Consider the following 12100-nt stretch of genomic DNA (forward strand, 5'->3'; position numbering starts at 1 on the left):
CGTTGGGGGTAGGCGCGTGACCATCAGGATAGGGGGAGGGCGGTGGGGCGCAAGCGCGTACGTCTGAGGGGCGAGGAGACGTACGCGCACTTTGTCGCCAGCCTTGATGGGGGGCTCGGTGGCCGGTTTGGGCGCCCCCGCTACCCATCCTCCACCGACGCTTACTCGCCTCGCAAGGCGCGGCGCTGCCTCATAAGGCCTGCCACTCGCTGTATCAGTAGCGGCACCAGCGCGAGCAGTGCCAAGCCGCCAAGGGGGAGCAGTACTTCGTGGCTGAGCAGCAGGCTCGGGCCAATCTTGCCACTATGGCTGATGGCGGTGCTGAGGCCCGCGCCCACCGACGTTTCAAAGATCAACATCACCGTGCCACCCAGGAAGGTAGCGCCGATGAACAACCACAACGGACAGCGCAGCCAGGCCAGGCTGACGGTCACCAGGCCGAATGGCACGACCGGTACGAAGCGCAGGAACAGCGTATAGCTCACCGGATGGTGCGCGAAGCCGTGCTGGAGTTTCTCCACGATGGCCGGCGGATGCCGGCTGCCCGAGCCAAAGGCATAGCGGCTGGCCAAGTAGAGAATCAACGAGCCGAGCGTGACGCCGATCGACGAATACAGGGTCGCCTCGACGACACCGAATGCGAACCCGCCGGCGAAGATCACCACGATGGTGCCGGGAATGCCCGTGGCCATTGCCAGGGTCAGCAGGCCGATGTAGGCGATGCGGCTGACCCACGGAGCGCTGTCGATCTCGGCGCGCAGCTGGTCCTGGTGCGCGACCAGTTGCTCAGGATGCAATCGATCCAGCAAGCCCGAGCCGAACAGCGCGAGGCCGGCCAGCACCAGCAGGATGAGAGGCAGCGCGGCGCGCAACCGGCTCAATAGTTCGGTCCGATCTGGCCGTAATGGGCCAGCACGGCGCGCGCCTCGTTACGCAGTATGTCGCGGCGCACCGTGATGCCACGGCGTTCGAGCTCACCGACCCAATCGGCCGGCAGCGGTCCTTCGTCAAACTCGGTCAGTTCCTCCACGTCTTCAGCGCGCGCACCGATGAGTAATTCGTCAATGCCGGCCCAGACCGTGGCGCCGAAGCACTGGCAGCAAGGCTGGGCACTGGTGGCCAAGGTGTAGCGGCCACCGCCCTCGTTCAGGCGATAGCGCGACAGGCGCTGCTGCGCCGCCATGTAGGCGAGCATTTCCGCATGCGCGACCGAACAGGTCTGCGGCACTACACGATTGGCGGCAGCGGCAATCAGGCGCCCTTGCTCGTCGAATACCGCCGCGCCGAACGGACCGCCGGTGCCCGCATCGACGTTGCGTCGGGACAATGCGATGGCCAAGGTGATGCGTTCTTCATCGGTGACGTAGCGGCGCGATTCGTCGGCCACTTCGTCCAGCCACGGGGGCAAGGTCAGGTGAATCTGGATCGGTAGCATCAATCAGCCCGCCTGCCGGGCCCAGGTATCGCGCAGGGTTACCGCGCGATTGAACACCGGTGCCTCGCTGCGATGGTCGATGCGATCGGCCACGAAATAACCCAGGCGCTCGAACTGATAGCGCTGTTCCGGTGCTGCAGCGGCGGCCTCCGGTTCCACCCAGCCCTGAACTACGCGCTTGGCGTCCGGGTTAATGTGCTCGATCCAGGTCTTGCCGTCGGCTTCGTCGTCTGGGGCGGGCACGTTGAACAGGCGGTCGTACAAACGAACCTCGGCTGCGACCGCATGACGGGCACTTACCCAGTGGATGGTACCTTTGACCTTGCGATCGGCGCCGGGCATGCCCGAACGCGATTCCAGATCGAGCGTGCAGCGCAGTTCGACTACGTTGCCGTCGGCGTCCTTGACGAGCTCGTCGCACTTGACGATCCCCACGCCGCGCAGGCGCACCTCGCCTTCCGGTTTGAGACGGTGGAAGCCCTTGGGCGGCACTTCGGCGAAGTCCTCACGCTCGATCCACAGCTCGGGCGAGAACGGCACCTGGCGCGAGCCGAAGCTTTCGTCCTTGGGATGATTGGAGAACAGCAGCACTTCCTCGTGGCCGGCAGGCAGGTTGGTGATCGTCAGCTTCAGCGGATCGAGCACGGCCATGCGGCGGGGTGCGTGGGCATCGAGGTCCTCGCGCACGCAGTTCTCGAAGATGGCGTAGTCGATCACGCTGTTCTGCTTGCTGATGCCCAGGCGCTCGATCAACAGGCGGATACCCGCTGGCGTGAAACCACGGCGACGCAGGCCGCGCAGGGTATTCATGCGCGGATCGTCCCAGCCGTCGACGTGCTTTTCGGCAACCAGTTGCGCCAGCTTGCGCTTGCTGGTGATCGAGTAGCTCAGGTTCAGGCGCGAGAATTCGATCTGACGCGGCGTGGCCGGTTCGGTCTGGAACCCGGCATCGTGCAGGTGCTGCCACAACTCAGGATGGTTGGCCAGATCCACCTTGGCGACGAACCAGTCGTAAAGCGGGCGATGATCCTCGAATTCCAGCGTGCACAGCGAATGCGTGATGCCTTCCAGCGCATCGGAAAGGCAGTGCGCATAGTCATACATCGGATAGATCGGCCACGCATCACCGGTGTTCTGGTGGGCGATCTTGCGGATGCGATAGATCGCCGGGTCACGCATGTTCATGTTGCCCGAGGTCATGTCGATCTTCGCGCGAAGCGTCTTGCTGCCGTCGGCGAATTCGCCGGCGCGCATGCGCTTGAATAGCTCCAGGTTCTCGGCCACCGGGCGATCACGGTACGGCGAGTTGCGGCCGGGCTCGGTCAATGTGCCACGGTACTGGCGCATGTCTTCGGCGCTGAGATCATCCACGTACGCGTGGCCATCCTCGATCAGCTTGAGCGCGCCGCGATAGAACACTTCGAAATAGTCCGAGGCGTGGCGCAGGTCGTGCCATTCGTAGCCCAGCCAACGGACGTCGTCCTTGATGCCTTCGACGAACTCGGGGTCTTCCTTGCCCGGATTGGTGTCGTCCAGGCGCAGGTTACACCAGCCGATGAATTCGGCGGCGATACCGAAATTCAGGCAGATCGCCTTGGCGTGGCCGATGTGAAGGTAACCGTTGGGCTCGGGTGGGAATCGCGTGCGGATCGCGTGGTGCTTGCCCGTGGACAGGTCGTCGCGAATGATCTGGCGAATGAAGTCGCGCGGTTGGCTCTCGCCGGATGGCGTGGCAGTGGTTGCGGACGGTGGGGCCAGTGAAGATTCGGTCGACATCGACAAAACTCGGGTCTTGTAGCGGAAACGCCGGATTCTACCCGGTCTGGCGGATTTGACGATCCCGGCGCCGCTCGTTCATCCGATGACCCTGCCCCAAGCGCCTGGGCGGCCCTTGCCAAGTGCTATTGCCGGGCCTTGCTGCCGGCCGCCACCCCGCCCAAGAAACAAGGCGATTTGGGCTTGTGAAACCGCACTGTCCGCCTTGGCGGATGCCGCCGTGGCGGCGCGCGTGCGATCGGCATCCAGGCTCACCACGTCGGCGAGCAGGCGGTGGCGCACTGGCGCGGGTGTTGCGTGACCAAGCTCGTGCTGCCGCATGCCAGCCCATCATGAGGCATCGTGCAGCAGGCGCCCAGTCGCATCCACCGACGGCTAGGGGCGGGGAGCATGGTGGTGAAGCGCATGCGAAAGCGGGCTATATCGTCCATCAATGTTAAATTAGTACGCTATTACTTGCCTAGGCAAGTAATGGAGTGATTGCTTGCCGGCATCCGACTGACCGGTTAGCGTGCCAACCATGCGAATTGCCTACCGAGCCCAGAACCTCATCGATGCCCATCTGGTCAAGGACGCATTGGAGCGCGCCGACATACGGGCGTTCATCAGCGGCGAATACCTCATCGGTGCAGTGGGTCAACTGCCAGCGATGGACTACGTCGCGGTGATGGTGGCTGACGTACATCTACCGGCTGCCGAATCGATCGTGCGCGAGGTGGAGCTGCAGTTGGCAGAGGCGCGCGAGGCGCTCTGGACAGCCGACGGCTGCGGCCAGCCGGGCCTGTGTTGATCCTGCGCTGAAAGGCAGGTGCCCTGTCATTCCTCTTCCAGGACCCCTACGTCACAGTTGATGTAGCTGTACGAGTTGTCTGACCGGCATGCCGGGCCTGACTGATGGTCAGGCGAAGATGGCCGACCTCATCGTTGCATGCCGGCTTTGCAACCATTCGTTGAAAGCCATCATCACGCCATGCTGATCGATGGCATACGGCGCGCATGGATGCGCCGATCCACTTACGGAGGAGTCATGAAAAACAACAACAAACCCTTATCCCGTATGGCGATGGCCATTGGCCTGCTGGTTGCCATTCCTTGCTCTGTCGCCTGGTCGGCCACCTCGCCCATGACGGATATCAAGCGTGACGGCGCGCGTGATATCGCCTCGCTGCTCTCCGATGACGACTTTACTGCGACCTTGCAAGCGCAACTACGCAAGGCAGGTAGCCAGGACGGCGCCACTTTGCCTTTGCAGTCCCTGCTTGCTGGCTATAGCCAGCGCCATGGTCGCAGCGCCTTGACGAATCGGTTGCAGGGCATGGATATCAGGGCCAAGCATCTCAAGGGGCATGACGACTTGGCGGGTAGCCTTCTGGGCGTTCGCCTTTACCTGCCCAAGGGCGCCGTCTTGCCTGCGAACGCAAAAGACCTGCTGGTTGCCTATGAACCGGCCGGCAAGCAGCGAGACTGGACGGTCGTGCAGGCTTTTGACCGGGAAGGTCACCAGCATGTGCTGGATGCGCATCGTGCGCCGGATTTTCCCGTGCTTGTATTCGATATTGATGGTGCCAAAGACTTGCGTGCGGGCCTGCGTCTGGTCAACGATGGGTTGCGTGCACGAGGCCTGATGGCATCGGTAAGGCAGGAAAATCCCGTGGAGATCACTTCACTCGACATGATCGAGCTGAAGGACGATCAGGAGCCATGGGTATCCGGCAGTGCGGAGGTTTTTGCCCTGGTATCGGGTTTGGCGCCGGATCTTTCCAAACCATCCATCGAACTGGTCGACATGCCGTATCTCGACTACGACGCTACCCAGTACACACCCGGCCAGGACTTGATCTACTGGCGTAACTTCGGATTGGGGGCAGCCAATATCCAGTTGATGGAGCAGGACGATGAGGCTAATTACAAAGATATCCTCGCCGCCGTGCTGAAGGGCGTGGAGGACATACTGGGTAGCACGGTACCGGAGTATTCCTTCATTCCCAAGATTGCCGATGCCATTCTCAAGGCAACGCCCGATTCGTGGTGGTTGAACGACAATGATTACGTCGACTCGTTTTACCTGGTACGGAAAGGGCAGCATTACGTCAATCACGTGGGCGCTTCAGGCAACGCGACAGTCACCATGACACCGCTGACGCTTCCTGTGCAGGCGAACGCTACACCATAGGTATGCCGATTGGAGCCTGATACCATCCATGCATGGCTCCTGGCATCGTCTCTTTCGAAAACCTGATTCGCACGGTGCCCGACTTTCCCAAGTCGGGCGTTGTGTTTCGTGACATTACACCGCTGCTGGCCGATGCGGGCGGTTTCGCCCGCTGTATCGATGCGCTTGCCGAACCCTGGCAGGGCAGTGGCATCCAGGCCGTTTGTGGCATTGAGTCGCGCGGCTTCATCTTTGGCGCTGCATTGGCGCAAAAGCTTCACGCAGGCTTCGTCCCGCTTCGCAAGCCGAACAAATTGCCGCCGCCGGTGGTCACGGTCGAGTATGAACTCGAATACGGCACCGATCGCTTGCAGGCACGTAACGATGCGCTGCGTCCCGGCGAAAGAGTATTGCTGGTCGACGACGTGCTGGCGACCGGGGGCACGCTTGCGGCCGGTCGCCAACTGGTCGAAAAACTCGGTGGCATCGTATGCGGTGCCAGCGTGGTGATCGAACTGGCCGCCTTGCAGGGCCGTTCGCGGTGGCAGGGTGAGGTGACGCTGCACGCGCTGCTGCGTTATTGAAATTCGCGGTTGACGGTACTACATCGTTTTACTGTCGATCCCTGATTCTTGGAGGCTGCCATGCTTGGAATCGGTGCGTGGAAACAACGCATGCCACAACCGCAGGATGCATTACCTGGCCGTGAAACAGCCATTCATCCGATGCATTCGCATCACGTCACGGGGCGCTCATTGTCGCCCGACGCTTTTCCCGGCAGCGAAGTGCTGGTGGTCGGCATGGGCTGCTTCTGGGGCGCTGAGCGTAAGTTCTGGAATATCCCGGGCGTCTACACCACGTCGGTAGGTTACGCCGGTGGCTACACGCCTAATCCGACGTATCGCGAGGTGTGTTCGGGGCAGACCGGGCATTCGGAGGTGGTGCGGGTAGTCTATGATCCGGCTACGGTCAGCCTGGAGGCGTTGCTGCGCACGTTCTGGGAAAGCCACGATCCAACCCAGGGCATGCGCCAAGGTAACGATGTAGGCACCCAGTATCGCTCCGCGATCTATCTAGGCACCCCGGCGCAACTGGCCACGGCGGAGGCTTCGGCCAAGACCTATCAGGCCCAGCTTACTGGTTCAGGCTACGGTGCCATCACCACGGAAATAGCGCTGGCCGGTCCGTATTACCTGGCCGAAGACGAGCACCAGCAATACCTGTCCAAGCATCCGGATGGCTATTGTGGCCTTGGCGGTACCGGCGTGAGCTGCCCAATCGGGCTCGGCGCGGGCTGATCTGCAGCGCGAAGGCTTGATCGGAGACGATCAGGCCTTCGTGCGTTGTACGCGTGGGCTATCGACCTGTGGCTGCAGCAACTCCGGTGGCAGGCTGCGGATCACGTCGGCAAAGCGCTTGAGGAAAGTGGTCATGGACGAGCTCTTGCGCCATACCAGGGCCAGGCGGCGACTCGGGGCGTGACCGGAGAATTCCAGCAGGTGAACGTTGTCCGTGCGGGCCACCGGCGGCTTGATCGCAAGCGTGGGCAACAACGTAATACCCACGTTGGCCGCCACCATCTGACGCAGGGTCTCCAAGCTGGTCGCACGAAACCCTGATTTCTCCCCCGCGCCGGCCAGGTGACAGACCTCCAGCGCCTGATCGCGCATGCAATGCCCATCCTCCAGCAGTAACAGGCTTTCGTCCTCAAGATCGGCCAGTTTCAGGCGATGTTTTTTCTGCGCCAGCGGGTGCTCGTCCGGCACGGCGAGCACGAAAGGCTCTTCGAACAGAAATTCGCTGTGCAGGCTGTCCTCATGGAGCGGGAGCGCCAGCACGCCAGCGTCCAGAGAACCCTCGCGCAACATGCGGATGACTTGTTCGGTCTTTTCCTCGACGAGCAGGAGTTCCAAGCGAGGGAAGCGGTTACGTACCAGCGGCACCAGATGCGGCAGCAGATATGGCCCGAGGGTAGGAAAGACGCCCAGGCGCAATGAGCCCGATTCCGGATCGCGTGTGCGTTGCGCGATGGCCTTGATCTCGTCGATTTCGGAAAGTACGCCGCGCGCGCGACGCGCAATTTCGCGCCCTGTTTCAGTCAGCAACACTTTGCGCGGCGTACGCTCGACCAATGCAACGCCCAGTTCGTCCTCCAGTTTCTTGATCTGGGTGGATAGCGTGGGTTGGCTGACGAAGCTGGCCTCCGCTGCGCGGCCGAAATGGCGGTGTTCGGCGAGGGCGACAAGGTAATGCAGATCGCGCAAGTTCATGGGGCGGGCTATCTCATAGGCTTTGGCTATCATTATCATATTAACAATCAATTTGAGCAATGGTTTGGCGCAGCGTATCTTTCGCCTCGTCGGGACGCGGTCACTCTGGCAATCAGAGGCTCCGCCCGACGCGCACGCGCCACCCCTCCCCCGCCAGGGCGCGTGCACCAGAACCGGTAGCGACCCTTGTGGCGCTATCGGTTTTTTTTCAGGACGCGTCAGGCGACGCTCGCCCCCACGGTGAGCCTGGGCCCATGCCTTATGGCACTGTGTCTGAAGTCATGCTGCTCCTAGCGTGACGGCTCGTTTCAGCCCCGGACCCTACGCCATGCGACCATTCGCCCGTCCCCTCGCGCTTACCTTGCTTGCCGTCTGCTGCGGCTCGGCATTCGCCGCTTCGCACCCACAGAAGATCGCCGCCGTGACCGCTTCGGACCAGCCGCACGGCAAGCTGCCGCGCTGGGCCATGCCCGAGTCGTACCAGTTGAGTTTCAAGGTCGATCCGCGCCAACAGGATTTTTCAGGCAGTACAGTGATCAAGATCAACCTGACTCAGGCCTCCGATCATCTGTGGATGCACGGTCGCGAGCTGAAGGTCGCCAAGGTCGTCGTGACGGATGCCAAGGGCAAGAAATACAACGCAAAGTACGTGGAGGCGGCGCCCGATGAAGGATTGGTCAAGATCGAGTTCGGCACCGAGCTCAAGCCGCAAGAGCTGAGCTTGACCATCGACTACACCGCGCCGCTCAACCAGCAGTTGCAGGGACTTTACAAGGTCAGCCACGAGAACCAGCCGTATGCGATGACGCAGATGGAACCCATCAGCGCGCGTTACGCATTTCCGGGTTTCGATGAGCCTTCATTCAAGACGCCGTTCAACATCAGCCTGACCATTCCCGACGATGAAGTGGGCGTGGCCAATACGCGGCAGGTGAACGAACAGCCGGCTGGCGATGGATGGAAGACGTTGACCTTTTCACAGACCAAGCCGCTGCCGACCTATCTGGTGGCATTCGGCGTAGGTCCCTGGGATATCGTCAAAGGGCCGGACATCTCGCCCACGCAGTACCGCGATCACGTCACCGAGCTGCGTGGCGTAGCCGCCAAGGGCGAGGGACATCGCATGGAGCACGTGCTTGGTGAGACGCCCTCGATCATTCACACGCTGGAGGATTACTACGGCTTTGGTTATCCGTGGGACAAGCTCGACCTGCTCGCCGCGCCGGACTTTTCGGCCGGTGCGATGGAGAATCCAGGTTTGGTGACATTCCGCGACTGGTTGCTTTTGCTGGACAAGGATTCGGCTGCCAATTACGTCCGTGGTTCGTTCAATGTGACCGCGCATGAGCTGGCCCACCAGTGGACGGGCGACACGGTGACCATGGGCTGGTGGGATGACCTGTGGCTCAACGAGGCCTTTGCCACCTGGATGCAACAGAAGGTGACGCAGAAGGTGCATCCGGAGTATCGCGCCGATCTTGATCGCGTGCGCGGCGCCCAAGGCGCCATGAACAACGACAGCTTGGTCACGGCGCGCAAGATCCGCCAGGAAATCACCGGCAACGGTGATATCGAAACCGCTTTCGACGGCATTACCTACCAGAAGGGCGCGAGCGTCCTGGGTATGTTCGAGGGTTACGTCACCGAGCCGGTGTTCCAGCAGGGCATGCGGGCCTACATCCAGCAGCACAAGTTCGGTAACGCTACCGCCGACGACCTGATCGATGCGATTGCCAAAGCGGCGGGGAAGGGTGATGAATTCAAGGCAGCATTCCGCAGCTTCCTGAACCAGTCCGGCGTACCTTACGTGCAGACACGCCTGGCGCAGGAAGGCGGCAAGACGGTATTGCACCTGAGCCAGAGTCGTTACCTGCCGCTGGGCAGCGCCGGCGACGCTGATCGCGTATGGGGGGTACCCGTGTGCGTGCGTTATGCCAGCACGGGCGGCAGCAAGGTGCAGTGCGAGTTGCTGAGCCAGAAGGAAGGTTCCATGGTGCTGGCCGACGCGTCGAAGAACACCTGGGTCATGCCCAACGCCAACGGCTCGGGCTACTACCGTTTCGGCATGGATAAGGCGAGCCTGACCACGCTGGGCAAGCAGATCGGCAAGCTCGACGACGCCGAGCAACTGGCCTATGGCGACGCGGTCGGCGCGGCCTTCCGTCGTGGCGATCTCGATGCCGGCGACGTGCTTGTCGCACTCAAGCCCTTGACCGCCGCAAAGACTAGCGAAGTATCCACGGCACCGCTTACGCAGATTGCCTGGATCTACCAGAACGAAGCCGTCAACGACGCCCAGAGGGCGAAGGTTGTGGCCTGGGTCAAGAGCGCCTACCTGCCGCGCATGAAGCAGCTCGGTTATTCGCGCAAGGCCGGTGAGCCCGATAGCGATTCGCTGTTGCGTAGCACGCTCGCCGATACGCTGGCGCTCGACTACAAGGTGCCGGAAGTGCGTGCGGCTTTGCTCAAGCAAGGCGATGCCGCGCTCAAGACCCGCTCCGATGGCAGCCTTGATTTTGCCGCCGCGGACCAGGACCTGCTTGGCGCGTCGCTTGGCGTGGCCGTGCAGGAGCGTGGCAAGCCGGCACTCGATGCGCTGATGGCACAGTTCCCCAAGACCTCCGATCCAGCGCTTCGCAACGCCATGCTCGCTGGCTTGTCCGAGGTAAAAGACCCGGCTGATGCCGAGCGCGTGCGCAATTTTGCCCTCACCAAGGACGTCAAGGTGGGCGAGATGGCGGCGTTGTTGCGCGGCAACCGCGATACGCAGGCCAGCCGCGATGCGATTTGGAACTGGTCTGTCAGTAACTACGACAAGATCGTGGCGCGCACTGGCAGTTTTGCTGGCGGTCGCCTGCCGGCCTTGATGGGCGGTGGTGGTTGTTCACAGGCCGACGCCGATCGCCTGCAATCGTTCTTTCAGCCACGGCTCAAGCAGGTCACGGGCGCCGAGCGTGGCCTGGCGCAGACACGTGAGAATACCTTGTTGTGCGCGGCGTTGAAGGCCAAGCAGGACCCAGCGGCCATCACGCGCTGAGCAGGGTCCTGGGTTACGCAGCAGGGCGGCCTTGAGCCGCCCTGCTTTATTCGAGAGAAAATGCTGAAATGTTTGTGAGATCGTGGATGGATTTTGCCCGTCTGTTGGCGACTCCACGAGCTCATGCGGCTGCCTGGCTATCGTCGTCTTTGCGTCATTCCGGCGCGATTTCACAGGATGATCAACATGAAGCAATGGATAGTGCTCGCCCTCGCATGCATCGGCATGCAGAGCGCATCGGCCAGGGAAGGTGCGTTCACGCATCCGGGTATTTTTCTCGATAACACGCAGATCGATGCAGTGCGGCGCAATATCGCCGCCTCGCATGACGTCACCACCGCTGCGCTGAGCAAGCTGGCGCAATCGGACCTGGCCAGGCTCGACTACTTGCCGACCCCTCGTCATACCGTGGAGTGTGGTCCGTTCTCGAAGCCGGACCTGGGCTGCACCGACGAAACGCGCGATGCACAAGCGGCTTACACGCATGCGCTTCTATGGGCTTATCTCGGTGATGAGCGGCATGCGGCAAAAGCGATCGAAATCATGAATGCCTGGTCATCGACACTCACGGGTGGCCATACCTTGACCAACGCAGGTTTGCAGTCGTCCTGGGCCGCGGAGTTGTGGCCGCGTTCGGCCGAACTGGTGCGACACACCACGTCGTTATGGGCCCCCGGTGATATTGAGCGATTCGAGCGCATGTTACGCGAACAATACTTGCCCGATACACGCAAGATGTCCGCCTGCCACGTCATGAACTGGCAGGCTAGTGCGATTGAGGCCCGTATGAATATCGCCGTGTTCCTGGATGATGCTGCGCTTTTTGATGAGGCCGTTGAAGACTGGGAAGGGCGTCTTAAAAGTACGATCTACCTCGCCAGGGATGGCGCCTTGCCACAGAGCCATCCAGCCTGTCCCAAGCAGGGAGATGCATTGATAGCAGACTGGTTCGGGCAGAAGGTATTTTTTGACGGTCATGGGCAGGAGACCTGTCGCGATCTTGAGCACACGGCTTATGGCTTGGCAGCTTTTATTAATGCCGCCGAGACGGCACGTATCCAGGGCGTGGATCTGTATAGCCGTGGCGCTGATCGATTGAAGGCGGCCATGGAATATCACGCAAGACTCAAGAACGATCCGGTAGTGCCCAACAGCATCTGCGCGGGCAAGCTTGTAGGTGACCTTACCGGCACGCTTGAGGTGGGCTTCAATCATTATGCCAATCGTCTCGGGGAGTCTCTGCCGCAGACGGCCTCCTGGCTGCTGCCGCGTCGCCCGACGACGGGGCATTTCCATTACTTGTGGGAAACGTTGACTCACGCCGACACCGGAACTGGTGCCGAGTAATTGCCGACTCGCGGGGGCCATGAGCCCCCGCATCCAGTTGGCCTCCCGTGGACGACACCATGGATTTGACCGGTTAACCCCAT

At 61.5% G+C, this 12100-nt stretch carries 11 protein-coding genes; 6 read left to right on the forward strand and 5 right to left on the reverse strand.

Annotated elements, in window-relative coordinates:
- Positions 1 to 161 precede the first annotated feature (161 nt).
- The 4 genes from VF436_RS09150 to VF436_RS09165 all read right to left on the reverse strand — a co-directional run bounded on the left by VF436_RS09150 (position 162) and on the right by VF436_RS09165 (position 3532).
- On the reverse strand, positions 162 to 881 hold the full coding sequence (locus tag VF436_RS09150; RefSeq protein ID WP_330903704.1) for a TVP38/TMEM64 family protein: 720 nt from the start codon (positions 879 to 881) through the stop codon (positions 162 to 164).
- Positions 878 to 1435, reverse strand: a complete 558-nt coding sequence (locus VF436_RS09155; protein ID WP_330903705.1) for a nucleoside deaminase — start codon at positions 1433 to 1435, stop codon at positions 878 to 880. The genes VF436_RS09150 and VF436_RS09155 overlap by 4 nt, the downstream gene beginning before the upstream one ends.
- Before the next feature lie 3 nt (positions 1436 to 1438).
- Complete coding sequence (locus VF436_RS09160; protein ID WP_330903706.1) at positions 1439 to 3211, reverse strand: glutamine--tRNA ligase/YqeY domain fusion protein; 1773 nt, start codon at positions 3209 to 3211, stop codon at positions 1439 to 1441.
- A gap of 78 nt (positions 3212 to 3289) precedes the next feature.
- Entirely contained in the window at positions 3290 to 3532 is a 243-nt protein-coding gene (locus VF436_RS09165; RefSeq protein WP_330903707.1) for a hypothetical protein, read from the reverse strand.
- A gap of 199 nt (positions 3533 to 3731) precedes the next feature.
- Between VF436_RS09165 and VF436_RS09170 the strand changes: the two genes are divergently transcribed.
- From VF436_RS09170 to msrA, 4 genes are all read left to right on the forward strand, one after another.
- Entirely contained in the window at positions 3732 to 4001 is a 270-nt protein-coding gene (locus tag VF436_RS09170) for a DUF2007 domain-containing protein (RefSeq protein WP_330903708.1), read from the forward strand.
- Positions 4002 to 4238: 237 nt separating this feature from the next.
- Positions 4239 to 5384 carry a DUF3103 family protein gene (locus VF436_RS09175; RefSeq protein WP_330903709.1) on the forward strand — a complete coding sequence of 382 codons (1146 nt, stop codon included), beginning with the start codon at positions 4239 to 4241 and terminating at the stop codon, positions 5382 to 5384.
- 32 nt (positions 5385 to 5416) lie between these two features.
- A complete protein-coding gene (locus VF436_RS09180; protein WP_330903710.1) occupies positions 5417 to 5947 on the forward strand; it encodes an adenine phosphoribosyltransferase in 531 nt (176 codons plus the stop codon).
- A 60-nt stretch (positions 5948 to 6007) separates the two neighbouring features.
- Positions 6008 to 6661, forward strand: coding sequence for a peptide-methionine (S)-S-oxide reductase MsrA (msrA, locus tag VF436_RS09185; RefSeq protein WP_330903711.1), 654 nt, complete (start codon positions 6008 to 6010; stop codon positions 6659 to 6661).
- A 30-nt stretch (positions 6662 to 6691) separates the two neighbouring features.
- On the opposite strand, the gene oxyR is transcribed toward msrA, so the two are convergent.
- On the reverse strand, positions 6692 to 7633 hold the full coding sequence (gene oxyR / locus VF436_RS09190) for a DNA-binding transcriptional regulator OxyR (RefSeq protein WP_330903712.1): 942 nt from the start codon (positions 7631 to 7633) through the stop codon (positions 6692 to 6694).
- Positions 7634 to 7961: 328 nt separating this feature from the next.
- Here oxyR and VF436_RS09195 point away from each other — a divergent pair, with 328 nt between their 5' ends.
- The gene (locus VF436_RS09195; protein ID WP_330903713.1) at positions 7962 to 10670 is read left to right on the forward strand and encodes a M1 family metallopeptidase; all 2709 of its coding nucleotides are present in this window, start codon (positions 7962 to 7964) and stop codon (positions 10668 to 10670) included.
- A gap of 186 nt (positions 10671 to 10856) precedes the next feature.
- The gene (locus VF436_RS09200; RefSeq protein ID WP_330903714.1) at positions 10857 to 12017 is read left to right on the forward strand and encodes an alginate lyase family protein; all 1161 of its coding nucleotides are present in this window, start codon (positions 10857 to 10859) and stop codon (positions 12015 to 12017) included.
- Positions 12018 to 12100 lie beyond the last annotated feature (83 nt).

It is taken from the genome of Dyella sp., from assembly GCF_036384435.1.
GTDB lineage: Bacteria > Pseudomonadota > Gammaproteobacteria > Xanthomonadales > Rhodanobacteraceae > GSA-30.